This is a genomic window from Micromonospora sp. NPDC000663, from assembly GCF_042898105.1.
Classification (GTDB): Bacteria; Actinomycetota; Actinomycetes; order Mycobacteriales; family Micromonosporaceae; genus Micromonospora.
On sequence record NZ_JBIAYR010000001.1, the window covers coordinates 1,363,957 to 1,386,152 of the forward strand.

Below are 22,196 nucleotides of genomic sequence, written 5' to 3' on the forward strand. Positions count from 1 at the left end.
CTGAAGGGATGTGACCATGTCTACGGTTTTGATCACGGGTGGGCACTCAGGAATCGGTCTTGCCGCTGCTCAGGCGCTCGCCGGCAAGAAAATTGATCTGGTTCTGGCCGGGCGTAGCCCGGACCGGATGGGCCAGGTCGCCGGCGAGTTGCGTGCCGAGTATGGGGTGGGGGTGACCTCGCTGGCGCTTGACCTGTCCTCCCTGGCGTCGGTTCGGGCGGCCGCTGTGCGGCTGCGCGACATGCTCGGCTCAGGTGAGGTCGCCTCGCTCGACGCGATCGCCTGCAATGCGGGAGGCCGCTTCGACGGCGAGGTCTCCCCTAGCTCCGACGGGTACGAGAGGACTTTCGCGACGAACTGCCTCGGGCACTTCCTACTCGTGCAGCTTGCGCTGCCGTACCTGTCCGAGCACGGCCGGGTGGTGTACACCTCCAGCAGCACCCATGATCCGGATTCCACGGACGGGCGACTGGTTGGCGCCGTCGTCGAGCCGGACGCCGTCGCGCTGGCCGGTAACGGCAAGGGCGGCCTGCAGGCGCTCTCGGCGGGAAAGCGCTACTCAACCTCGAAGCTGTGCACGGTGATGTACGCCTACGAGCTGGACCGCCGGCTGCGTACGGCCGGCAGCTCCATATCCTCGATCGCCTTCGACCCGGGATCCGTCCCCGAAACCGGATTCCTACGCGGCATGCCCAAGCCGGTCCGGTGGATCTCCGCCAGCGCCGCCATGAAGTGGGTCATGAAGCGCATCGGCGCCGTCACCTCCGACGCCGAATTCTCGGGTGCCTCGCTGGCGGCGCTGCTCACGAGCCCGGATTACGCCGACGTATCCGGCAAGTATTTCCAGGCCAACGACGGGAAGTTGTCGGCGGTGCGATCGGCGCAGCTCTCCTACGACGAGCGGCGCGCGGCGAAGCTGTGGGATGACACCAAGCACCTCGTCGGGCTGGCCGCCGACGAGGAGCCGATACTTCTGCGATGAACACCGCCGAACGACTTGTCGCGGCCGCGGCCGAACTGCTCGACGAGGGTGGGGACGCCGCCGTCACCCTCCGCGGGGTCGGCGCCGCGACTGGTGTGTCCCACAATGCCCCCTACAAACACTTCGCCAGCCGCGATGACCTGCTGGCGGCGGTCGCGACCATGGATTTCAGGTCGCTGGCCGAGGCTTGGCGGCGCATCCGGACGTCCGAACAGGAGCCAAACGAGCGTCTGCTCGGCGCGCTCGACGCTGTGATCCGCTTCGGCCAGGACCATCCCGCGCGTTATCGGCTGCTGTTCAACAGTCCCGCGATCGCCGCGCGCGGCGGCGCGCTGACAACCGCTGCGGACGAGGCACTTGGTGTCTTCGCCGCCATCGTCGAGGACAGTCAGGCGGCCGGTGCTCTGCCCGCCGCACCCAGCGACAACCTCGCCATTCTCATCTTCGCGACCGCACACGGGCTGATGGGCGCCGATGCCAGCGGCCGGCTGCGGTCCCGGACCGGCTGGACGGAGGTCGGCACGGGCATGCAGATCCTGGTCCGTCTGCTGGCGAACAGCCGACACAGCTCGAAGGAGTGACTGAGCATATGGCTGCCACCGAGGTGCCGGTGTTCTCGATGGCGGACACCCGGGCGCGGACTGTCCGGGCCGCTACGTTCACGTGCTCGTTCGTACGGTGACGAAACGCCGATCCGCTCCGAAGGGAATCACGTGGATATCTCCATTGCGATACTCATCGCTCTGGCGGCCGCGTACGCGGGAACAGTTGTCTGGCTGGCACCACCACGACCGCTCAACCGGGCCCGCGCGGCGCGGGCTGCTCTGGGCACGGCCGCCAGCATCGTCGGCGCTTTTGCCGTGATGATCCTACTCGCCGGCATCTCGCTTCTGGCTACGAACGTCGTGGCCGCGCTCGGCGCCGCCGTGATGGCGTACCTGGTCCTCTCCCATGACCTCGGTGCCACCCGTGCCAGGATCGCGGCGACTGTTGCCGGGCTCCTCATCGGCCTGAGCTTCGTCTTCCTCTCGTACCTGGCGGTGATGGCGCTGATCGGCGCCGCGGGGGTGTATCTGATCCTGCGTAAGTGGACGGGGACCCGGCCGGCGCTGCTGGTCATGGGCGGTGCGCTGGGCTGTCTCCTCCTTGCCTCGGCCGGCGCCTTCGCACTCGCGTTGTCCAGCATGTGACGGCAGGGCGGGGGACGATGCTCCGCCGAACGACTTCGTCCGTCCTTGATGGATGATCATTCAACTGTGCCGGGGACCGCGTAGCGCGACTGCGCCGATCAGCCACGCGTCCCGCCGGCTCGAAGGGATCCAGGATAGGTTCGGCGAGCTATGCCCCGCGTGCTGACGGCTGCCCGCCGGCACACCGCCGGGTCCGGGAAGCGCAAAGGAGTTCGGCCTTGCCAGTTTCGGAGGTGGCCCGTGGGTGACCGATACCGATCCGTTCACCGCAAGAGTGGCGAACGTTCCCGCGCAGCCCTGATGAGCACCCTCCTAGCCGTCGTGCTGGTGATGGTCCTAGGCGTTGGCGGGTACTTCGCGTGGGACCGGTTCAGCGCGCCGGACTACGACGGTGCCGGCACGGGTAGCGTCCGGGTCGACATCGCGGTGGGCTCCACGCTGACCGAGATCGGTGCGGCGCTGGCTGAGGCGGGCGTGGTCAGGAGTTCCGAGGCGTTCACCCGGGCCGCCCAGCGGAACCCACAGGGCCACAGCATCCAGGCGGGCTCGTTCAACCTGCGCGAAAAGATGTCGGGGGAGGCGGCGGTGATGCTGTTGCTGGATCCGGCCGCCCGGGCCCGCGACGGCGTCACGATCGAGGAGGGCAAGACCGCCAACCAGGTGTACGCGACGCTTGCGAAGGCCACCACGGTGCCCGAGGGCGACTTCGCCGCCGCATCGAAGGATCCCGTGGCCCTCGGCGTGCCGGAGTCCTGGTTCCAACGCGACGACGGGCAGAAGGTGACCCGCTCGATCGAGGGCTTCCTGTTCCCGGACACGTACGAGTTCAAGAAGGGCGCCACCGCCAGGGAGATGCTGTCCGAGATGGTCGAGCACTTCCTCGCGGTGGACCGGGAACTGAGCTTCAGTCGGCGGGTACGCGCCGAGCGCGAGATCAGCCCGTACGAAGCACTGACCATCGCCTCGCTCGCCGAGGCGGAGGCCGGTGTCCCCGAGGACATCGGCAAGATCGCGCGTGTGGCCTACAACCGGCTGTACGGCGACTTCCCGTGCGGGTGCCTCGAGTTCGACGTCGGGATCAACTACTACTACCAGCTCACCGGGCGCCCCACGAAGCCGTCGGGGAAGATGAGCCGCGAGGAGCAGCGCGATCCGAAGAACCCGTACCGGCTGCACGGCAAGCCCGGCCTGACCCCGACGCCGATCAACAACCCCGGCAGGGCCGCGCTGCGGGGTGCGATGGACCCGCCGGAGGGCGACTGGCTGTTCTTCGTCGCCATCGACGACAAGGGCCACTCGGCGTTCGCGACGACCGATGCCGAGCACGAGCTGAACAAGAAGAAGGCCCGCAAGGCCGGGAAGATCTAAGAGCGCGTTTCACATTGCTGTCAGTCGGATGTGTTGAAGGTGCGGCGGTGTTCCGCTCGACGGCGGCGATAGTGCCGGTGAGGCGGATCGGGCGCGAGCAGCCGCCGGCCCCCACCCGTGGAGGTGTGCGAATCCGGGCCATCGAGGACGTTAGGAAAGGCCGTGGTGGGCTCGGCGGATTCGGGAGCCGGCATGGCGGCCGGTGACAGCGCCGCCCGGAGCGCTGTGTCGGTCGGCTTGACGCTGACGACCAGCGAGGAGGGTATTGATGTGGAGCGTCGCGGGTGAGCTTTTTCGGAGTCCGCCGCACTTCCGTCATTCGAGACACCGACCCCACGTGCAGTGCTCTGACTTGGCCCTTCAGGCTGGAGATCTTTTCGGCGTGCTCAAGGCGGTCAGCGCTGGCGCCGCGCGGAGGCGGTCGGGCGGCATCCGCTCATGTCGGAGTTTGTGCGTCGGCGCCGCGGCGGTGAGGCGGGGTTAGCCGATATCAAAGAAGGCGAGGTGAGTTCCGCAGCGCAGGCATTGGAACAGGTAGGCGGTGGGCTCACCATTGCCGTCGATCCGGTGGAGGAACTCTTCGGTTTCCTACGCCCGGCTCAGCCCGAGCGCCTCGTCCACCCGGTCCAGCACCGTCACGTCGTCGTGGCCGACGCCGCGTAGCAGGTCGATCGCGGTCGCCCGGATCTGCCCGACGATCATGGTGACCGGCAGCGGCGGATCGGTCCGTAGCAGACCCGCGGCGATCCGGACCGCCTCCAGGGCTGCCGCGTCGGCCCGCTGCGCGTGCCGGTCGGCGTCGGTGCCGCTGAGGTCGCGGGCCAGAGCCTCCCCGGCCGACCGTACGGCGGCGCTCAGCGCGCCGATCGCGGCGGCCAGCTCCGGCGGCGTGGCCGTGTGCCGGCGGGTCAGGGTCACGCCGGCCCGGGCCAGCACCCGGATGTTGCGGGCGGCGTAGTCGAGCTGCCGCAGCGTCGCCTCCACCTCGACGAGCTTGCCCAGGTGCCGGCGGCGCAGTCCCAGCCGCAGCGTCTCACCGGTGGCGAGCACGGCGGCCTGCAGTTGGGCGACGCAGTCGTCCACCTGCCGGGCCTGGTCCAGCGCGGCGCGGGCGGCATCCTCGTCGCAGCCTTGCAACCCTACGTTCACCTTGTCGAGCAGGTCGGCCAGGTCGGTGTAGCTGCGCCGGGCCTGCGCCACCAGCGGCGCCAGCGGATCGCGGGCGGCCATCAGCTGGCTGGCGACCAGCGCCACCGCGCCGCCGACGAGCGCGTCGACGAAGCGGAACGGCATAAGCGTCCCGCTCGGCGCGGCGACCACGACCAGGTACATGGCCGAGACGGTGGCCTGCACGACCAGGGCACGGCGGGCCCCGATCACCACGAGCGTCGTGGTGGTCAGCAAAAGCACCAGCAGGACGGTGCCGGTGCCCGGGCCCAGCGCGTACACCATCAGCTCCGCGACGAGCACGGCGGCGGCCACGGCGAGCAGGATCTCGACGGTCTGCCGCACCCGTCGCCCGCGGGACTCGCCGAGCACGACGAGCGCGGCGGTTGGGGCGAAGAACGGGTCCGGGTGACGGATCACCACCGCCGCCACGAACCAGGCGGCCACCGCGGCGGTGGTCAGCTCGACCACGGTCATCCCGTCGCCCCGCAACCGCGCCACCGCGTCGCGCCCCCACGTCCGCACCGGTGATACTCCCTCTCGCCGGACGGACCAGGACCGACCGCCGATTGATCTTCTGCGAGGAGGACCACTACCCGGCCCCTGAACTGCTCAATCGCTCGGGTGACGGGCGGCACCCGGGGGGCGGGTGGCCGCAGGCAGCAGCGGGGTTATCTGCGCTGAGATCACCTCACCGGCCGTGCGCCTTGGCGCCTCGGCGTCCCGGTCGCGTTGGCCAAACGTCGGCCTCGCACTGCTCGGCGAAGACGTGCCGAAGCGGAGACCTGAGGCGCCTGGGCGACGGGAGGGTCACGGGCCCGGGATTGGGGGAGCAGGGTGGGAGCAGCCGGGTGTCCTGAACGGCGTTGAACTGCATCCAATAGCGCACAACGGCGCTCAACTGCACTCGCCTCCACCTGCGGCTTCTCGGTTCTGCAGGTCAGAGTGCGGGCAGCATCCTGTTTCACACCGAAGAGGTCGCTGGTTCGATACCAGCATCGCCCACGCAGGTCAAAGGCCACTTCCCGGCTTCGGGAGGTGGCCTTTCTGCTGTCGTGCAGCACCTTTGTGAAGCAACGGCCACCGGAGGGGTGGCGACAAGGCGATGAGATGTCCGGCTGGGCTGTTACCTTGCCGGCCGTGACTGATCAGCTGACGTGGATCGACCGGATCATCGACGTGACCGGATGGCGCCAGGAGCCTGAGGATGGTGTCGGCTGGGGGCAGGTGGAAGCCCAGCTGGGCGTCGCGCTGCCGACGGACTTCAAGGAACTGTGCCGCCGGTTCGTTCCCGGGGCGTTCTACGCCTACCTGGACCTCTTCCGCCCGACCGACGATCATGCACAACCGCTGTTTCGGGCGTGGGCTTATTCTCGGCAGTGGCCGAGTGAGCCTGACTTCGCTCGGTTGTGGGCCCCCTACGAGATGTATGAGCTCGACAAGGGGACGGGGCTGATCCAATGGGGCAGCGATCAGACCGAAGGGGAGTACTACTGGTTGGCGGACCGCTCTGTGGAGCCCGACCGGTGGCCGGTGGTCGCGCGGTGGGACGGCATCGAGCCGTGGCACCAACTCGACATGTCGACGGCCGAGTTCGTCTACCGGGTGATCGCGGATCCGGAGTTCAAGCCGTTCACGGTGGCCGACCCGCCTCGGCGACCGTTCTACCTGCCGCACTGGGGGCCGTTCCCGATGAGCGCTGACGACTGGGATGCTCTCACCGACCCGAACCGCAAAGGGCGAGGGTGACCTCCACGCCAGGTTCCTGGTGATGAGGTCTTCGGCCTGGGCGTGAGTGAGGGCGGCCCGCAGCGCGGCCCGGATGCCGCTCACCGTGCGCGTAGACGGGACGGCCTGACAGCAGGCACGTCCCGCGACTGGAGCCGGTCCAGCCCGTTTGCCGCCGAGGCCGGGGGAGATGTAGCGGCGGGCGAACGTCTCGTAGGTGGCGTAGGCCTTGTGAGCCGCCAACTGATCCGCTACGCATCTCTGCCAGGTGATGCGCGGCAGGGTCTAGGGCCCAGCTGCGGGTCGGCGGAGCGTGAGCGCACGGATCTGCCGATGCCCGGATGCCGCCGGTGCCATAAGGAGTGCCGCCCGGGCACGAATCACCGTAGGTTCGTGCCCATGCTTGAGTCACAGCGCGAACCCGTGCCATTCAACGACGACAACGAGATGGATACGGCACTGGCGTTTCTGTCCTTCAGCCGGTCCTGCGTCCTGAAGAAGCTGGACGGACTGGACGAGGAGCAGTTGCGCCGCAACCTTGTCGTGTCCGATACGACGCTGCTGGGATTGGTTCAGCACCTGACCGGCGCCGAGCGGTACTGGTTCGGATATACCGTGGCCGGCGACTCTCGGTACGCCGACGCCGGCATGGGCATGACGGTCGCTGAGGACGAGCCTGCCGAACAGGTCATTGCCGGCTACCGGGCTGCCATCGCCGACAGCGATGCGCACGTTCGTGCGGTTGGCAATCTCGATGTCCGTACCGCGCGACCCGTCAATGAGGAGTCGCGCACGCTTCGCTGGGTGTTGGCTCACATGACCGGTGAAACGGCCCGGCATGCCGGGCACGCCGACATCCTTCGTGAACTTGTCGACGGCGTCACCGGTCGCTGATCCAGCGGCTGTGGGTGGCGAGAGCCGCCGAGTGGGTCAAGGCGGTGCGGACCGATCGGATCTTGCCTCCGCGCATCCGCATGCTGGATCGCATCGCGCGTGCGCTCAAGGTCCTTTGCAGCGTCCTGCTTCCCGCGGAGTGCTCCGCGGTTCTGTGATGCATTCGACAGTCCTCTATGCCGCCTGGTAGGGGAGTGTGCGCAGGTCAAGGCGGTAGGGAGCCATTGGTTGCGCCGGCCTTGCTGCTGGGAGCAGATTGGGTGCAGGTTGGCGAAGATGCCTCCGCGTCCGAAGTGCTCACCGACGGGACGAGGGGCCTTGGCCTGCGGTGGTGGAGATCAAGGGTGCGGCGTGACCTCCCGTCGGACCTCGGCACCTGAACACTTCTCCGCCTGATCGGCAATGTCAGGGTGAAGCGCGGACTTTGCCGAGGAGGGCCATGGCTTCGGATGCAGATTTGATAGGCCGGTCGCTGGATGGCGATGTCGACGCCTTCGTAGAGGTGGTCGAGCGTCATGAGGCCGCCGTCGGTTCGTACCTCGCTCGCCGGGCTGGGCGGGATGCCGCTGAGGACCTCCTGGGCGAGGTGTGGGTTGCGGCGTTCGAGTCGCGGCGATCGTACGACCGGTCCTACAACGATGCGCGGCCGTGGCTGTACGGGGTGGCATTGAATCGCTTGCGGCGCTACTGGCGGTCCCGGCCGGCCGAGGACCTGGTCGCGGACGTGCCGGACGTGGCTACTGGATGGGATCCGTGGTCGGCGGTGGACCTCGGCGTGGACGCCCGGGCGGTGCTCCGGTCGGCCCTGACGCGGCTCAAACCCGAAGAGCGGGAGGTCCTGAGGCTCGTCGCCTGGGAGGACCTGACCGCGGCCGACGCCGCGCGGGCACTCGGCATACCGGCCGGCACCGCGCGGCGGCTGCTGAGCCAGGCCAGGACGGCATTGCGCGACGCCCCGGGGGTGTCCGCGCTTCTGAAGGACCGCAACAGCGCGAAGGAGAGACACCGATGACCGACGAGCTCGATCTGGTCGGTGCCTTGGGCAGCGCAGAACCACTACGCCCGGAGGCGTACCAGCGGGCGCGGGCGGTGCTGCGGGCGGCTATGGCCGACCCCGGAACCGTGCGGCTGCTGGGCGCGATATCAGCGGAGGACGCGACTATGGAGGCGACGTCAACCATGGAAACGACGACAACCACGCGGGACCACGAATCCTGCCCCGCGCTTCAGCGCCGCCGCAGGATCGGTATCGCGGGTCGATTGGGCATCGGCGCCGGGGTGGGGGTTGCCGCCGCGGCGGCAGTCGTCGCTGTGGTGCTCAACTCGTCGGCGACCGGGGGCATGGAGGCCAGCAAGGATGCGCCAGCCGCCACGTCGGGCTCGACCACCGTCGACGGGTCGGCCGAGCGCGCGCCGCTGATGACCCTGGCCGGGTCCATCAAGGCGGTCACCCCGCCGGCGGGCGACGCGTGGCTGGTGAAGGCGACGCAGGTCCACGGCACCAAGACCATGCAGGTCGTCTACACGCTGTACACCGACGGTCACGCGATCTATTCGGGCAACAGCGTGAAGGACATCAAGCGTGCGATCGCCCGTCACCAGGACCAGATGACGGACGGCGGCTACGCTCCGCTCCTCAAGGCAGCCGTCGCCGCGGCGGACAGCAGCCCGGCCGACGGCCGGACCCAGATGCTCAAGGCAGCCAAGGACCCGCTGGTGGGCCTCGACCCCGCAGCGCAGAAGGCGGTGTGGGACAAGCAGCAGGCGGACGTCCAGGTGATCATCAAGCAGAAGGGCGGCAACGCCAAGCCGAAGCCGTACAGCCCTCAGGCCGTTCAGCGGCACTTCGACAACGCCCTGTGGACGTACAGCACGCAGGCGCTGTCCGCTGGCGACGGCAACACGCAGGTCCGGGCCGGTGTGCTGCGTCTGCTGTCCACCATCTCCGCGGTCAGCGTCGAGAACTCGACCACCCACGGCAAGGCCACGTTGACGATCACGGCTGGCCCCGAGGTGTTCGGCGGCGAGGGCAGCGAGGTGCTGACCATCGACGCCACGACCGGCATGCTGGTCAAGGACGTTTCCACCGTGCCGGGCCTCCCCCCGGCCTCCACGACGTACGAGTCCTCCCGCGTGACGAAGGCCCACCTGTAGGCGGGAACTCCCACCCACCAGCGTTCCGGCAGACGGGCGTAACGCGCCCGGCGTTCGATAACGGTGCGGGCCGCCTCTGGGCGGCCCGCACCGTCGTTCTGTTGTTCGCACGGCCGCCCGCCCGCGGCACGACGCAGCAGCATGCTGACACCGCGGCCGACCCGAGCATGATCACCTCGACGTCATCGCGGTGCGACGCCGGGGCGTGACCATTGCGCGGTGGGGCGGCCGTTGAGACGCCACGGGTGGCCGGTGACCCGTGGCCAGCCTTCAGGCGAGTTTTCCCAGTTCTCCTGCCGGCCGTACACCGTGAGGTCCAGGGCGTGGTAGGTGGTCATCAACGCCTCCACGCCCCGCCCGGTGGTCCAGTAGGTCTCGTAGACCTCGTCGCCGTCGCGCAGGTAGCACGAGATGAACCCGAAGTCACGACCGTCGGCCAGAGCCGGGTCGGAGTCTTTCGCCGAATACCAGGGGAACCGGTAGCCCATAAACTCCGCGAACGGGGCACTGTCGTCGTAGGGCCCCTGGCAGAACACGGCGTAGGTGACGTCCCGGGCGTGCAGGTAGTCCAGCATCTGCATGTGACAGGTCGAGAAGGTGCACCCCTCACACTGATGCTCGTACGGTTTGCCGTCGTGCCACATGTGGAAGTAGGCGATGAGCATCCGGCGGCCCTCGAACACCTCCACCAGCGGGGTGTCCCCGCCAGGGCCCCGCACCGTCACCGTCGGCATCAAGGTCATCGGCAGCTGACGACGAGCGGCTGCGATCGCGTCTCCTTCGCGGGTATGGGCCTTCTCCCGGACCAGCAGCTCGTCGCGCTCGCGCAGCCAGGTCTCCCGGTCGACGACCGGGGGTGCGGCGGCGCTGGACGCGGGGGTTGCCGTCATGACTATCTCCTTCGTGGATTGGGGATCGGTCACAGGTACAGACGACCGAGTCGGCGATCGTCATCGGTGACCGATGACGGATGGGTCCGCGGTCGTCAGTACGGTTGTGAGAACCACTCAGCCCCGGGGAAATCACATGTCCGACTCGCCCGATGAGCAGGCGGTCTGGCTGCAGCGCGCCTTCGACGAGCACCGGCGTGAGCTACACGTCCACTGCTACCGCCTCGCCGGGAACGTCACCGACGCGGACGACCTGGTGCAGGAGACCTTCCTGCGTGCCTGGCGGGCTCGCGACCGCTTCGAGGGTCGGGCGTCGGCGCGCACCTGGTTCTACCGGATCGCCACGAACGTCTTCCTCGACAGCCGCAAGGCGGCCGGTCACCGGACGGTACCGTACGGTGATCCGCTGGAGTGGTCCACCGAGCTCGGTCCCTATCCCGACGCCCTGCTGGCCGACGATCCGCAGACCGGCCTCGCCGCCCGGGAGACCGTTGAGCTGGCCGTGATCGCAGCGCTCATGTACCTGCCGCCGCGGCAGCGGGCGGCCTTCGTGCTGCGCGACGTCCACGGCTGGACGCCGCAGGAGATCGCCGCCGCGCTCGACACCGCCGTAGCGGCCGTCAACAGCCTCCTCCAGCGGGCCCGCCACACCCTCCGGCGACGCGCTCCGTCGGACCCGAAGGACTGGCGCCGCCCGCAGCTCACCAGTGAGGACGAAGAGATCCTGCGCCGCTACGCCAACGCGAAGGACCCGGGGACGATCCGGGCACTGCTCGCCGAGGACATACGGATCACGATGCCGCCCGAGCCGCCGGTCGTCGGGATCGACGCGGCCGCGGAGTTCCTCGGCCGACCGCTCGACTGGCGTACGTTCCCCACCTCGGCCAACGGGCGCCCGGCACTGATCAACTATCTCCGCCGGCCCGGCAGCCCACACTACGAGGCGCTGGTCGTCGACGTACTCCGGATCGAGAACGGGAAGATCGTAGAGAGCAACGCCTTCATCGGTGCCCGCCACGTCGTCGCCTTCAGCATGCCCGCCACGCTCGAGCCCTAGACGTGCGTCGGCGGCTCGTCTGGTCGGACGCCGTCGCGATGACCCTGGCACGGCGACACCGACCGGCTTGGTCGTGGCGGAAGTGGCGCTGGATCTGCCGATGCGGGGCGGAGCTGCCCTGTCGCAGCCAGGACACTGGCCCGCCCAGGAGGAGCAGTGATCAACGAAGCCGAGCGGCAAATCCTGGTCGTGCATCTGCACGGGAAAGACGGCCTTTGTACTGGCTGTCGAGTGTGGTGGTCGCGGCTCACGCCGTACCCGTGCTGGCAGGTCGAATGGGCGACCAGCCGGCAGGCGCGGTCGACGACGGCGGCGCTGCTCGGAGGCCGCGCATGACCACGCACGGCCCGGTGCTGCCGATTTGGAGCTGCGGCGGCTGTGATGCGCCCTGGCCCTGCCGCATGCGGCAGCGCGAGCTACGCGCCGAGTTCGACGACGCTCCGATTTCCCTGGGCTCTACCAGCAGTACAGCAGGGAAGTACAGCGACCGTGCCAGCCGAACCCGGCCGAGACGAGCCTCACCAGGCCCTATGGCCAGGTGCAGCGGGCGAGCTCAGACCCGGGTGATTCGCACCGCGTCGGCGACCACGAGTCCGGTGCCACTGGTCCAGCGACTCACGCCGACCTTGTTGCCCGTGCCCGCTGCCAGGGTGAACACGCCGATCGAGACCCACCTACCGCCGTTTACCCGCTGATTGACGGAGACGGACCTGCTGCCTGTCGTGGTCTCCACAAGGTATGGCGTCTGGTTGTTGTAGCCCGCGTCGGCGGGGTACCAAACTGAGATCTCGTAGGCTCCGGTCGCCGGAATGGTCGACCGGAACCATGCGACGTCGCTGGACGACACCGGGCTGGTAAACCGGTAGTCGGTGCCGAACCGTTGGCTGGAGTAGGCCGACGTGCCCCATTCAGCGCTCGCGGTGAACCCGCCCGAGGCGCTGTTGTCGATGGTCGTGGTCCACTGCTGCGGTGGGGTCTGCGTAACCCTCACGTCGAGGTAGTTGCGGTCGATCTTCATCGTGACCCCACCCCACGTCTCGGTTACCTCCCCGGCGTACTGGTGTAGGCGCTGCTGGTTCGCGTAGTAGGCATCGGCGCAGTAACTTCCGGCGTCCGTGTCAGCCACCCCGTTCCACCAGGCGATCCAAATCTGGTCGAGTCGCGTGTAGCTCGGGTTGTCGTATGCGTCGCAGACGTCCTTGATGCCTGACGAACCGCTGGAGTACATGCCGGCGAGGTAGCCCCGTACGTGCAACTGCTCGGTCCAACCGGACAGGAACGACAGCACGGCGGCCCGGCACGACGCGTTCGACGGGTACTGCTCGATGTCGTTGTAGATGGTGCTCGCAGTGCCGATGCCCAGTGCCTGGGCGGCATTCGCGGCGCTGTTGGCCGCAGAGACGCCCTGCGACCGGGCGGTCGTGGGATCGGCGGACATCTTCGGCGTACGCGTGCCGCACGGTGCCTGGTAACCCAGTTCGATCGGGATCAGCCGCCATCCGTTGCTGGTCTGGTTGGCCACCCAACTTGCCGTGAGGTTGGGCTGGGAACAGGAGCGGCTCGCCCCGCTGATGTAGATGCCGACCGCGCCGTAGGGGGAACTGGTCCGCCACGCGTTCATCGTGGCCTGTGACGGAGCGGCACAGGTGTCGAATCCCCGGCCGGTGAAGGTGCCGGGTTGCGGGCCGGTGGCCAGCGGCGTCACTGCGGTTGATGCTTGTGTGGGTGTCGCGGCCACAGCCATCGACTCGGCGGGCGCCACGATCACCGCGGCAACGATAAGACTCGCCAGCCACCCGGCAGTGACTCTCACGTCGCCTCCATTTGAAGAAATTATTGCCTCGGAACGGGCAGTGCGAAAGATTTCTACCATGAATCGACGAGCGGCAATAGAGGCCCGCCGTCGACCCGGCGCCGAGGTCAGCTGAGGGGCAGGCCCACGTAGTCTCGGCCAGGCTGGTGGCGTACGCGCCGCCCCTGCTCGTCCCAGCCCGTCTCACCTCGGGGCGGGCGGGACCTCCTGCCGGTCGCGCGTCAGCCCGCGTTGAACCGCCACCGCGTCGCGGTCAGTCCGTCGGCGCCGTAGCCGAAGGCCTGCACGTCCGGCTGCGGCGCGATACGGACCTCGCTCGGGCTGGTCGCGACAGGCCGACAGCTTTTCATATACGTACGTCTATCTCTCGTATATGGTCCTCCAGGTATGTGTCAGCCTCTCAACCCCCTTCTGGAGAGGACATGATGACTACTCGCCCCTGGCTCGGTACCGCCCTGGCGGTCCTGCTCGTTGCCACCACGACCGGCACCGTGCCGAGCAGCGCCCACGCCGCGCCGGCCAACGACGTCACCACCGCCGTACAGCAGAAGCTGCTCGCGGAGGCCGCAGTCGCGGCGGACCAGGCGTTGCGGACCGCCGATGTTGCGGACACCCGGGTGACCGTCACCCGCAAGGACGGCCGGGCCTGGGCCTTCGGCACCGCCGTGCTCGTCGCACCGCAGGGCGAGGATCTCCACCCGTCCGGGTGGCTCTTCGTCGCCCGGCAGCAGCGCGGCGGCTGGCAGGTCGCCTTCGAGGGCGAAGCCACCTTCGCCGAACTGACCGCGGCCGCGCCCGCCTCCGTCGTCGCTGAGCAGGAGAGGGACACCTTCACCGCTCCGAAGACGATGGCCGCCAACGGGGACTTTCGCACCGGCATGCGCCTGCCGTTCACCGTTGGCCAGTCCTGGATCCTCCGGGGCGGCCCGCACGGCTGGTCCGGCTCCCCGCGACCGTTCAGTTCCATCGACCTCTACGGCGGTGACGAGCGGGTGCTGGCCGTGCGTGCCGGCACCGCGTACACGATGTGCAAGGGCTGGATCCGGGTGGTCCACGACCGTGGGTACGCCACGGACTACTACCACCTCTGGAACAACATCAACGTCGACGGTGCCTCCGTCTCGGCGGGCACCTTCCTCGGCAACACCGGCACCGACATCACCTGCGGCGGGAGCGCCAGCAGCCGGCACGTGCACCTGGGGCTGCGGCAGAACAGCGCGTACGTCGCGGTCGCCACCCACAACCTCGGCAAGTGGGTGCCGCGAGAGGGCAGCGCGGCCTACGAGGGCTACGCGCTGCACGGCTCGAAGCGCGTGAACGTCAAGGGCACGCTCTACAACTACGGCGCGCTCGGCTTCACCGAGGGCATCGTCGACAGCAACGGCGGCACGTCGGTCAGCCGGCGGTCCGGGCCAGGCACCGGGTACAGCGTCGTCGGCTCGATCGCGGACGGCGCCACGGCGGCGGTGGCCTGCTCGGCGAACGGCACCTCCCAGAGCGGCCGCTGGGGCACCACCACCCTGTGGAATCAGCTCACCGACGGCACCTGGATCCCTGACGCGTACCACTACACCGGAGCGGCCAACCCGGTCAACGGCTGGTGCTGACGCCCTTCAAGGGGTACGTCCGCCAGATGACCCCGGACCTGGTCGACGGCCCGCTCCCCGGCAGGGCTGGCTGACGGCAGAAGGGATGGCACAGGTTCAGCGACGTCAGGCGGAAAGGACACCGACCCGGTGCCGCAAGCGTGCCGCGGTCAACTCCACGGTTCCACTCTGTGGTGCCGCTGATGCGGGGGGTCTCGCCTCTTGCGGAGGTTCGGCTACGGCGTCTCGGCGATCTGTTCCGCAGGCACCGCACAGCAGCGTGACGAGCACTGCTGCGGTGATACGCACAACCATGCGCGAGCTGTTCAGCACGGCCGGAGCCTGCCACGATGTTCAAGCGCCCGCTGCCCCTCGCCGCATCCTGGACGCGACCTCCGATGCGGACCTACAGGCGTTTGAAGCCGCGATGGCGGGAGTCACCATCTTCCTATGGGCAGGGGGACGCCTCATTCAGAAGCTTCTCCGTGAGGTCCATCAACCGCTCGGCGTCGCGAGGGTCGAGGGTCGGAAAACTGGGTGGAAGTAGCTTCCCCCGGTCTATGGCGGTCACCGGCACGGCCGGCGGCGCATCCAGGAACTGGTGAATGGGCGCCACTGCGTCTGCGACAGGTCGGGCCGCCACCGCTGCCACCGCCAGCAGCCCTCGGGCCACCAGCGGGAGTGGGCTCCGGTCGCCGCTCCTGGTGAATCCGGGATGGTAGAGCACGTACCGGGCGCGGCTGCCGGACCGCTGGCCGAAGCCCACGCCGAGCAGGTCGATTGCTCGACCGGCCTGCAGCTGTGCGGCGATGGCCGAGTAGCCCGAGGCCAGCTGCAGGTCGGCCCAGTGCAGCCGGCCCTTGGTGACCCCGACACCAGCGACGTTCACGATCACCGGCGCGGTAGCCCGATCCAGGGCCGGACGCAGGCCGAAGCTGAGCAGATATCGACTGAGGTAGTAGAGCGCGAACGTGCGCTCCAGCCCTTCGGCCGTCACGATGCGTCGCGGCGCCACAGCATTGGCGAACAGCGCCAGCGCGTCCACGACCTCGTACTCGGTAAGGATGTGCTCGATGACCTGCCGCGTCTCGGCCATGCTGGACAGGTCGACGCGAAGGAAAGCAATCGAGCCCCCGGCCAGGGCCTCGCCACGTTCACGGCTGCGGCCGAGCACCAGGACGCGATCGCCGCGCTCGGCGCGCCCCAGGGCCAACGCACGTCCCATCCCGTTCGTGCCGCCGCTGACAATCACGACGCCCATCTCGTCCCCCTTATCGTTGCTCATCGGCGTGCTCATTCTGGGCAGCCCGCCGACGGAGGCGAAAGAAGGCATTTTCATGTCCATAAGTAACACCGGTGTGAGTGCCTCACTGCACGACCATCGCCTGCCGATGCCCGTTCCGGTCGGCGAGTACGAGCGTTGTCCGGTCACCGACGTGCTGCGCCGGGTGAGCGACAAATGGACCCTGTTGCTGGTCACGATGCTCGGCCGGCAACCGTACCGGTTCAACGAGTTGCATCGGGCCGTGGAGGGCATCAGCCCGCGCATGCTCACCCGAACCTTGCGGACGCTGGAGAGTGACGGCCTCGTCGAACGTGAAGTGTTTCCGACGTTGCCGCCGAGCGTCGAGTACCGGCTGACGCCGCTCGGCGTCAGCCTTCTAGAACCGCTCTCCGCGTTGGCCGACTGGGCGGTCGTCCACCACGCCGAGATCGCTGCGGTACGTCAGCGGGCGGAACGCTCGGTCGCGCGTACCTGATTACGGGCAGGTCTTCGGCGCTGTGGACGCTGCCGATCAGGCATCGGACGAGCAACGGGAGTTCGACCGGTCCGCCACCCGCGCGGAACTGCCGCCGGTTGAGTTCCGCGATCATCGCAGCGCGCTGAAGAAGGCGCGCAGGTCGGCAGCGAGCAGGTCGGGCTCCTCCTGGGCGAAGAAGTGTCCGCCGACCGTGGGCTCGCGCCAGTGGGTGAGGTTGGCGTAGGTGCGTTCGGCGAACGACCGGGGCAGGCCGGCGTCCTCCACGCTGACCGTGATACCGGCGGGTACGTCGACCATTGGCAGATGTGGGGCCAGACGGTCGTCACGGTAGGGCCTGAAGGACGTGCCGATGCAGTTGGTGACCCAGTACAGCATCACGGTGGTCAGCAGTTCGTCGAAGTCGAACCGGCGGGATATGTCGCCGCCACAGTCGCTCCAGCGCTGGTACTTCTCGATGATCCATGCGGCCAGTCCGGACGGCGAGTCGCTCAGCGCGGCCGCAAGGGTGTCGGGCCGTGTTTCCTGGAGGATTCCGTAGCCCCAGTCATCTTGGGCCTTCGCGTCGAGCATGGCGATGAACGCCTCCTCGGCTGGGCTGAGGTCGCCCCTGCGGTCCGCTGGCGGGAACTTGATGTGCTGCGAGAAGACCCCGATGACCCGATCTGCGTGGCGGGCGCCGAGCCACGTCGACACGCCGGACCCGATATCGCCACCGTAGGCGCCGAAGCGGTCGTAGCCCAGACGGGTCATCAGCTCAGCCCACACGTCCGCGACAGCCGCCTCGGTCGTCGGGCCCTCGGCGAGTGGTCCGGAGAAGACAAAGCCGGGCAGGCTCGGTATGACGAGGTCGAAGTCTGCGAGCCGGGACACCAGGGGCAGCATCTCCGTGTACGCGCTGGGCCAGCCATGGGTCAGGGCCAGCGCCGTGGCGTCGGGCGATGCCGAGCGGACATGAACGAAGTGGACAGGCGTGCCTCGGATCGTGGTGACGAACTGAGGGTACCGATTGAGGGCGCGCTCGACCGCACGCCAGTCGAATCCATCGAGCCAGTACCGGACCAGACCAGCCAGGTACCCAGGGTCGGTGCCGGCGGCCCACGGCTCTCCTGGGGCGGCTGGCGCGAGCCTTGTCCGCGAAAGCCGAGCCCGTAGGTCGTCCAGGACGGCTTCGGGCACATCGATGTGGAAGGGCGTCACCCGATCATGATTCCATCGCGAGGAGTCACTCGGCAGCCGCCCGAATGGGCAGAGGCCCGGACGACGCCACGGCCGCGCCCGGGACTGGGGGAGCAGCAGTGTGAGCCGCGATTGCCCGCTTGAATGCGGGACTCCGATTAGGTTCCCGCGCCGCGCCCGTCTGTACCTGTGAGATCGACCTACGGGAGGCTGGCATGACGCGGAAACTGACCTTTGGCATGAATGTGACCCTGGACGGCTACATCGCCGCGCCCGGCGGCCACCTTGGCTGGAGTGGGGGTGAGGGGCCGGACTCGTCGTCGGGCGACGAGCTGTTCCAGTGGTGGTCCGACCGGGTGGGGGCGACGGACCTGGCGCTGTACGGGCGCAAGCTGTGGGAGGCGATGAGTTCCCACTGGCCGACCGCCGACGAGCAGCCCGGCGCCACGCAGGCACAGATCGAGTTCGCCCGCCGCTGGCGGGACATGCCGAAGGTGGTGTTCTCCTCGACGATCAGCACGGTCGACTGGAACACCCGCCTGGTCACCGGCGACGCGGTCGCCGAGATCACTCGGCTCAAGGCCGAGGACGGCGGCCCGATGGACATCGTCGGCGCGACGCTCGCCGGGGCGGCCATACGGGCCGGGCTGATCGACGAGTACGTGCTGGTCACCTACCCGGTTCTGGTGGGCGGCGGCACGCCGTTCTTCACCGCGCTGGACAGCTGGGTGCACCTGAACCTCCTGGAGACGCGGGCATTTCCAGGCGGTGTCCTGCTGACCCGATACGAGACGAGGTGATGAGCACGCGTCAGATGCTCGATTTGTGGGGCCAGATCGGAATCCCTCCTGACGAGGGACGACTGCGTCGTCGATGGTGACGATGTTCTTCGGGAGTGACGGCGCCCCGCCGGCAACGCCGGCGGGGCGGTGGCCTTCGTCTTGTCGACGAGGGGACCTGTGTGATCACAGTGTCGGGGGCAGGTCCAGCCACGGTTTGTCGCTGGCCTCGAATCCGGTGAGCTCGGCGATCTTCCCGTCGACGATGCGCAGGACCGCGATGGCGAACAGCCGGTGCTCCGGGTCGTTGGGGGCGCGGAGGTAGAGCACGGCGGCAGGCGTGCGGTTGACCGTCGTCGTGATACCGCGCCAGTCGTCGTAGCCGGGCTGGAAAAGCCCATTGGCGACCCAGCCGTCCACCGCGTCCTTGGCCGTGATGACCGAGGTGCCCGCCTCGGGAAGCATCGCGAAGCGCAGGTCGTCGCGGAGTAGGGACATCAGCCCGTCGAGGTCGTTGCGCTCATGGGCCTCGATATATGACTTCACCGCGGCGCGCTCGTCGTTCGACAGCTCGTGCGTGGCGGGGCTCCGCCAGTCGAGGCGGCGGTCGGGCAGCTGCTCGCGCATCGTCACGCGCGCACGCTGCAGGGCGCTGGTCACCGATGCGACGGTCAGATCGAGGGCTTCAGCGGCCTTCGACGCCGGCCAGCCCTGGACGTCGCGCAGGATGAACACCGCCCGCTGCCGCGGCGGCAGGTGCTGGACGGCGACGATGAACGCCAGCTCGACCGTCTCCCGCGCCACCGCCGATTCCTGCGGGTCCTCCGGGAGCATCCGGTCCGGGTAGGGCTGGAGGTATCGCACTTCCGAGCCCGCGCCCGGCCGCTCGGCAGTCACGGGTGTGCGGTCGTTGCGCTTCGCCAGGAAGTCGAGGCAGGCGTTCGTCGCGATCCGGTACAGCCAGGTCCGCAGGGCCGCGTGGCCCTTGAACGACTCTCGCTTGTTCCACGCCCGCAGGAACGTCTCCTGCGTCATGTCCTGGGCGTCCTCGTAGTTCGCGAGTATCCGGTAGCAGTGCACCTGCAGCTCACGCCGGTGCCGCTCCGTGATTCGTGCGAACCGCGCCGTGTCGCCCGAGCGGACCGCCGCGATGAACGTGGCCTCGTTGGCGCCCAGCGGTCTAACGTCGGTCATGGTCATCAATCCTTCCAGTGGTGCGAGAGAGCTACCAGAACTGACGACGTGGCGGACGATTTCTGATCGGTGCTACGAGACGCGACCCGGGTCCGAGAGGTGGCTTTCTGAACACCAGGTCGATCTCGTGCCATGCGGTGGCTCCAGCATCTGTTCCGTTCGTTCCGTGGACAGTGCAGCATGCGGGGCGGCTCAGTCGAAGTCGATTCGCATCAGCCTGCTCGCGGCCCAGTCCTCCAATCGGGTCGGCCTGATGGTGCCAGGGTCGTGGGGCTGGTTGAGGTCGTCGACGATGGCCGCGATGACTGTGGCCCGTTCGGTGGGATCGGTGACCGTTGTCGCGTGCGCCGGCAGGTCTGCTCTGACGCCGTTCTTGAGGTGGAAGGTGAAAGCGGGGTTCGCTCGTAGGTTCGCGTACCAACCGGTCGCGCCTCCGCCCGCTCCGCTGCACAGATAGGTCGCGCCGTTGGCGCGATAGAAGAAGATTTCGATACGGCGGGGTCGTCCGGTACGCCGGCCGGTGGTGGTGATGTCCACGATTCGTTCGCGGGTTCCGGCCGCGGGTGTGATCTCGATGGCGCGCCTGACCTCTTGCGGCAGGTGCGCAAGTGGATCGGGTGCGCCGCTCTCACCACGCTGGTCTGCGAGGTTCATGCGGTCTCCTTCTGCAGAGCGGGGCCGAGGAGCAGTCCGCCGTCGATGACATACTCGGCGCCGGTGACGAAGGCCGCGTGCGGTGAGATGAGGAACAACAGCAGCGCAGTGATGTCCGCGGGCTGCCCCAGTCGCGGGACGGCGAACGGTTCGGGCGAGTAGAAGTCGGCGATCGGGGCGGTGCTGCCGGCCGCCGGCTCGGTGATGAACGGGGTGGCGACAACGCCGGGGTGGATGGCGTTGACGCGGATGTTGTCGCGGCCCAACTCAAGGGCGGCGGTCTGCGTGAGCCCTCGGACCGCCCACTTGCTCGCCACATAGGGCGCGTAGAAGGCGGTACCGCCCATGCCCATGGTGGAGGCGATGTTGACGATTGCTCCTCCCCCCGCGCGACGAAGCGCCGGTGCGGCCGCCTTGATGCCGAGGAAGGTGCCGGTGAGATTGATGTCGAGGATGCGATCCCACGTAGACCGTCCGGTGGCCTCGATGAGGGCCGGGGGGTTCTGCACCCCGGCGTTGTTGACCACTGCAGTGAGCGCACCGAAGGCCTTCTCGGTCTCCGCGATGGCGGCGGCCCACGACTCCTCCTGGGAGACGTCGAGGCGGACGAAACGCGCCAGGTCTCCCAGTTCGGCGGCGAGGTCGGCGCCGCGCTCGGCATCGATGTCGCCGATGACGACGTTGGCGCCTTCGGCGTGCAGGGCGCGAATGTGGCTGGCTCCCTGCCCACCGGTGCCGCCGGTCACGAGAACTGTCTGGTTGGCGAAGCGGGACATCTGATCCTCCGAAGTACGAGGGGCGGCAACCCGTGGAACCGGGTGGTGAGTCGCACGACTCACCACACCGAAGCTACGCCGCGGGGAGTGGTGAGTCAACCCACTCACCTCGCTATGATGGGCCCATGACCCCAACACCGTCGGCCTATCACCAGCGCGTGGCGGAGGAGAAGCGCGCGCTCATCGTGCAGGCCGCCACCGAGCTCTTCCTCGAGTTGGGCTACGACCGGGCATCACTGGCGCGTGTTGCCGACAGTGCTGGGGTGTCAAAGGCAACGCTGTTCAAGCAGTTTCCGACAAAGGCGGCGTTGTTCGACGCCATCGTCATCGACTCCTGGGCCGAGAACGACATCGCCGATGTGCCGCCCGCCGGGGACCTGACGGCCGGCCTGGCGGTTCTGGGACGGCGGTACGCGACCCTGGTGAGCCAGCCGGAGATGAGGGACCTGTTCCGCATCGTCATCGCCGAACTGCCACGCTTTCCCGAACTGGCCAAGGCGCATTTCTCGCAGGGCAAACTGCCGTACTTCGAGTCTGTCCGGATCTACCTCCTGGCCGAGCGCGACGCGGGAGTGGCGGACATCGCCAACCCGGAGCTGGCCGCTACGCAGTTCCTCGGGATGATCTCCAACTATCTGTTCTGGCCGAGCCTTCTGCTCCCGGACTGGACGGTGAGCCCTGAGCGCACGACCACGGTTGTGGAAGAGGCCGTCCGAACCATGGTCGCCCGATATGGCGTCGATGCTCACCACCGGGACCGCGAGGCGCAGGGCCGCTGAGAGGTTCTGGCCGCGGAGCTCAGGCATTGGCGCAGGGCTCGGGCGTGACGGTGACGCCGCGCCGGTGCGGAGTAGGCGGGGTAGGGCCGCCAGAAGGCCGCACTGGCGTGCTCGGCGAACGCCGGAGAGGACGCGGTCCGCCCACGAGAACGCTCTCGCGTACGGACGCGGACCGGTCGCCATGGCGATCATCGACGTCTATCGCTACGATCCGATATCGAAGCATCACTGAGCGTTGATGTGCGC

General features: G+C 68.4%; 23 protein-coding genes and 2 pseudogenes. 15 read left to right on the forward strand and 10 right to left on the reverse strand.

Annotated features, from left to right (window positions below; genetic code table 11):
• Positions 1-16: 16 nt before the first annotated feature.
• The 4 genes from ACFY1S_RS06515 (at position 17) to mltG (ending at position 3,540) form a co-directional block, all read left to right on the forward strand.
• Positions 17-982 (forward strand): SDR family NAD(P)-dependent oxidoreductase, encoded by a 966-nt coding sequence (locus ACFY1S_RS06515; RefSeq protein WP_387113427.1) that lies wholly within the window; start codon positions 17-19, stop codon positions 980-982.
• Positions 979-1,563, forward strand: a complete 585-nt coding sequence (locus ACFY1S_RS06520; protein WP_387113429.1) for a TetR/AcrR family transcriptional regulator — start codon at positions 979-981, stop codon at positions 1,561-1,563. The genes ACFY1S_RS06515 and ACFY1S_RS06520 overlap by 4 nt, the downstream gene beginning before the upstream one ends.
• Before the next feature lie 132 nt (positions 1,564-1,695).
• On the forward strand, positions 1,696-2,172 hold the full coding sequence (locus ACFY1S_RS06525) for a hypothetical protein (RefSeq protein WP_387113431.1): 477 nt from the start codon (positions 1,696-1,698) through the stop codon (positions 2,170-2,172).
• A 300-nt stretch (positions 2,173-2,472) separates the two neighbouring features.
• On the forward strand, positions 2,473-3,540 hold the full coding sequence (gene mltG, locus ACFY1S_RS06530) for an endolytic transglycosylase MltG (protein WP_387113433.1): 1,068 nt from the start codon (positions 2,473-2,475) through the stop codon (positions 3,538-3,540).
• A 480-nt stretch (positions 3,541-4,020) separates the two neighbouring features.
• Here the strand turns inward: mltG and ACFY1S_RS06535 are convergent.
• Together ACFY1S_RS06535 and ACFY1S_RS06540 are read right to left on the reverse strand one after the other, a co-directional pair.
• Positions 4,021-4,113 (reverse strand): annotated as a pseudogene (locus ACFY1S_RS06535) (hypothetical protein); the annotation flags it as partial.
• A gap of 15 nt (positions 4,114-4,128) precedes the next feature.
• Entirely contained in the window at positions 4,129-5,232 is a 1,104-nt protein-coding gene (locus ACFY1S_RS06540) for an FUSC family protein (RefSeq protein ID WP_387113435.1), read from the reverse strand.
• Positions 5,233-5,847: 615 nt separating this feature from the next.
• Between ACFY1S_RS06540 and ACFY1S_RS06545 the strand changes: the two genes are divergently transcribed.
• From ACFY1S_RS06545 to ACFY1S_RS06560, 4 genes are all read left to right on the forward strand, one after another.
• Positions 5,848-6,456 (forward strand): hypothetical protein, encoded by a 609-nt coding sequence (locus ACFY1S_RS06545; RefSeq protein WP_387113437.1) that lies wholly within the window; start codon positions 5,848-5,850, stop codon positions 6,454-6,456.
• Between the two features lie 378 nt (positions 6,457-6,834).
• Entirely contained in the window at positions 6,835-7,329 is a 495-nt protein-coding gene (locus ACFY1S_RS06550; protein ID WP_387113439.1) for a DinB family protein, read from the forward strand.
• A 439-nt stretch (positions 7,330-7,768) separates the two neighbouring features.
• The gene (locus ACFY1S_RS06555; protein WP_387113441.1) at positions 7,769-8,341 is read left to right on the forward strand and encodes an RNA polymerase sigma factor; all 573 of its coding nucleotides are present in this window, start codon (positions 7,769-7,771) and stop codon (positions 8,339-8,341) included.
• Positions 8,338-9,483, forward strand: coding sequence for a hypothetical protein (locus tag ACFY1S_RS06560; protein ID WP_387113443.1), 1,146 nt, complete (start codon positions 8,338-8,340; stop codon positions 9,481-9,483). Before ACFY1S_RS06555 ends, ACFY1S_RS06560 begins: the two co-directional genes overlap by 4 nt.
• A gap of 182 nt (positions 9,484-9,665) precedes the next feature.
• Here ACFY1S_RS06560 and ACFY1S_RS06565 read toward each other — a convergent pair whose 3' ends face one another.
• Entirely contained in the window at positions 9,666-10,373 is a 708-nt protein-coding gene (locus ACFY1S_RS06565; protein ID WP_387113445.1) for a DUF899 family protein, read from the reverse strand.
• 136 nt (positions 10,374-10,509) lie between these two features.
• Here ACFY1S_RS06565 and ACFY1S_RS06570 point away from each other — a divergent pair, with 136 nt between their 5' ends.
• From ACFY1S_RS06570 to ACFY1S_RS06580, 3 genes and pseudogenes are all read left to right on the forward strand, one after another.
• A complete protein-coding gene (locus ACFY1S_RS06570; RefSeq protein WP_387113447.1) occupies positions 10,510-11,430 on the forward strand; it encodes an RNA polymerase subunit sigma-70 in 921 nt (306 codons plus the stop codon).
• A 156-nt stretch (positions 11,431-11,586) separates the two neighbouring features.
• Positions 11,587-11,766, forward strand: a complete 180-nt coding sequence (locus ACFY1S_RS06575) for a hypothetical protein (protein WP_387113449.1) — start codon at positions 11,587-11,589, stop codon at positions 11,764-11,766.
• Positions 11,763-11,997, forward strand: a pseudogene (locus ACFY1S_RS06580) (hypothetical protein). The gene ACFY1S_RS06575 and the pseudogene ACFY1S_RS06580 overlap by 4 nt, the downstream one beginning before the upstream one ends.
• Here ACFY1S_RS06580 and ACFY1S_RS06585 read toward each other — a convergent pair.
• Both ACFY1S_RS06585 and ACFY1S_RS06590 read right to left on the reverse strand, forming a co-directional pair.
• Positions 11,984-13,243, reverse strand: a complete 1,260-nt coding sequence (locus tag ACFY1S_RS06585) for a glycoside hydrolase domain-containing protein (protein WP_387113451.1) — start codon at positions 13,241-13,243, stop codon at positions 11,984-11,986. The pseudogene ACFY1S_RS06580 and the gene ACFY1S_RS06585 sit on opposite strands and share 14 nt — an antisense overlap.
• A gap of 221 nt (positions 13,244-13,464) precedes the next feature.
• A complete protein-coding gene (locus tag ACFY1S_RS06590) occupies positions 13,465-13,593 on the reverse strand; it encodes a hypothetical protein (protein ID WP_387113453.1) in 129 nt (42 codons plus the stop codon).
• A 72-nt stretch (positions 13,594-13,665) separates the two neighbouring features.
• Here ACFY1S_RS06590 and ACFY1S_RS06595 point away from each other — a divergent pair, with 72 nt between their 5' ends.
• Entirely contained in the window at positions 13,666-14,850 is a 1,185-nt protein-coding gene (locus ACFY1S_RS06595) for a peptidase M23 (RefSeq protein WP_387113455.1), read from the forward strand.
• A gap of 427 nt (positions 14,851-15,277) precedes the next feature.
• Here ACFY1S_RS06595 and ACFY1S_RS06600 read toward each other — a convergent pair whose 3' ends face one another.
• The gene (locus ACFY1S_RS06600; protein ID WP_387113457.1) at positions 15,278-16,114 is read right to left on the reverse strand and encodes an SDR family NAD(P)-dependent oxidoreductase; all 837 of its coding nucleotides are present in this window, start codon (positions 16,112-16,114) and stop codon (positions 15,278-15,280) included.
• Between the two features lie 4 nt (positions 16,115-16,118).
• Here ACFY1S_RS06600 and ACFY1S_RS06605 point away from each other — a divergent pair, with 4 nt between their 5' ends.
• A complete protein-coding gene (locus tag ACFY1S_RS06605; RefSeq protein WP_387113459.1) occupies positions 16,119-16,589 on the forward strand; it encodes a winged helix-turn-helix transcriptional regulator in 471 nt (156 codons plus the stop codon).
• A 111-nt stretch (positions 16,590-16,700) separates the two neighbouring features.
• Here ACFY1S_RS06605 and ACFY1S_RS06610 read toward each other — a convergent pair whose 3' ends face one another.
• Positions 16,701-17,789, reverse strand: a complete 1,089-nt coding sequence (locus tag ACFY1S_RS06610; RefSeq protein ID WP_387113461.1) for an epoxide hydrolase family protein — start codon at positions 17,787-17,789, stop codon at positions 16,701-16,703.
• A 194-nt stretch (positions 17,790-17,983) separates the two neighbouring features.
• Between ACFY1S_RS06610 and ACFY1S_RS06615 the strand changes: the two genes are divergently transcribed.
• On the forward strand, positions 17,984-18,568 hold the full coding sequence (locus tag ACFY1S_RS06615) for a dihydrofolate reductase family protein (protein ID WP_387113463.1): 585 nt from the start codon (positions 17,984-17,986) through the stop codon (positions 18,566-18,568).
• Positions 18,569-18,733: 165 nt separating this feature from the next.
• Here the strand turns inward: ACFY1S_RS06615 and ACFY1S_RS06620 are convergent, their stop codons facing one another.
• The 3 genes from ACFY1S_RS06620 to ACFY1S_RS06630 all read right to left on the reverse strand — a co-directional run bounded on the left by ACFY1S_RS06620 (position 18,734) and on the right by ACFY1S_RS06630 (position 21,171).
• A complete protein-coding gene (locus ACFY1S_RS06620) occupies positions 18,734-19,747 on the reverse strand; it encodes an RNA polymerase subunit sigma-70 (RefSeq protein ID WP_387113465.1) in 1,014 nt (337 codons plus the stop codon).
• A gap of 186 nt (positions 19,748-19,933) precedes the next feature.
• The gene (locus tag ACFY1S_RS06625) at positions 19,934-20,395 is read right to left on the reverse strand and encodes a nitroreductase/quinone reductase family protein (protein WP_387113467.1); all 462 of its coding nucleotides are present in this window, start codon (positions 20,393-20,395) and stop codon (positions 19,934-19,936) included.
• The gene (locus tag ACFY1S_RS06630; protein WP_387113469.1) at positions 20,392-21,171 is read right to left on the reverse strand and encodes an SDR family NAD(P)-dependent oxidoreductase; all 780 of its coding nucleotides are present in this window, start codon (positions 21,169-21,171) and stop codon (positions 20,392-20,394) included. The genes ACFY1S_RS06625 and ACFY1S_RS06630 overlap by 4 nt, the downstream gene beginning before the upstream one ends.
• A gap of 125 nt (positions 21,172-21,296) precedes the next feature.
• Here ACFY1S_RS06630 and ACFY1S_RS06635 point away from each other — a divergent pair, with 125 nt between their 5' ends.
• Positions 21,297-21,950, forward strand: a complete 654-nt coding sequence (locus tag ACFY1S_RS06635; RefSeq protein ID WP_387113471.1) for a TetR/AcrR family transcriptional regulator — start codon at positions 21,297-21,299, stop codon at positions 21,948-21,950.
• Positions 21,951-22,196: the final 246 nt, after the last annotated feature.

Coding starts and splice junctions, on each gene's coding strand:
- ACFY1S_RS06520 (WP_387113429.1), top strand. CDS start 979: ATGAACACCGCCGAACGACTTGTCGCGGCCGCGGCCGAACTGCTCGAC.
- ACFY1S_RS06595 (WP_387113455.1), top strand. CDS start 13,666: ATGATGACTACTCGCCCCTGGCTCGGTACCGCCCTGGCGGTCCTGCTC.
- ACFY1S_RS06565 (WP_387113445.1), bottom strand. CDS start 10,373: ATGACGGCAACCCCCGCGTCCAGCGCCGCCGCACCCCCGGTCGTCGAC.
- ACFY1S_RS06515 (WP_387113427.1), top strand. CDS start 17: ATGTCTACGGTTTTGATCACGGGTGGGCACTCAGGAATCGGTCTTGCC.
- ACFY1S_RS06570 (WP_387113447.1), top strand. CDS start 10,510: ATGTCCGACTCGCCCGATGAGCAGGCGGTCTGGCTGCAGCGCGCCTTC.
- ACFY1S_RS06600 (WP_387113457.1), bottom strand. CDS start 16,114: ATGAGCAACGATAAGGGGGACGAGATGGGCGTCGTGATTGTCAGCGGC.
- ACFY1S_RS06625 (WP_387113467.1), bottom strand. CDS start 20,395: ATGAACCTCGCAGACCAGCGTGGTGAGAGCGGCGCACCCGATCCACTT.
- ACFY1S_RS06620 (WP_387113465.1), bottom strand. CDS start 19,747: ATGACCATGACCGACGTTAGACCGCTGGGCGCCAACGAGGCCACGTTC.
- ACFY1S_RS06635 (WP_387113471.1), top strand. CDS start 21,297: ATGACCCCAACACCGTCGGCCTATCACCAGCGCGTGGCGGAGGAGAAG.
- ACFY1S_RS06555 (WP_387113441.1), top strand. CDS start 7,769: ATGGCTTCGGATGCAGATTTGATAGGCCGGTCGCTGGATGGCGATGTC.
- ACFY1S_RS06590 (WP_387113453.1), bottom strand. CDS start 13,593: ATGAAAAGCTGTCGGCCTGTCGCGACCAGCCCGAGCGAGGTCCGTATC.
- ACFY1S_RS06560 (WP_387113443.1), top strand. CDS start 8,338: ATGACCGACGAGCTCGATCTGGTCGGTGCCTTGGGCAGCGCAGAACCA.
- ACFY1S_RS06615 (WP_387113463.1), top strand. CDS start 17,984: ATGACGCGGAAACTGACCTTTGGCATGAATGTGACCCTGGACGGCTAC.
- ACFY1S_RS06550 (WP_387113439.1), top strand. CDS start 6,835: ATGCTTGAGTCACAGCGCGAACCCGTGCCATTCAACGACGACAACGAG.
- mltG (WP_387113433.1), top strand. CDS start 2,473: ATGAGCACCCTCCTAGCCGTCGTGCTGGTGATGGTCCTAGGCGTTGGC.
- ACFY1S_RS06630 (WP_387113469.1), bottom strand. CDS start 21,171: ATGTCCCGCTTCGCCAACCAGACAGTTCTCGTGACCGGCGGCACCGGT.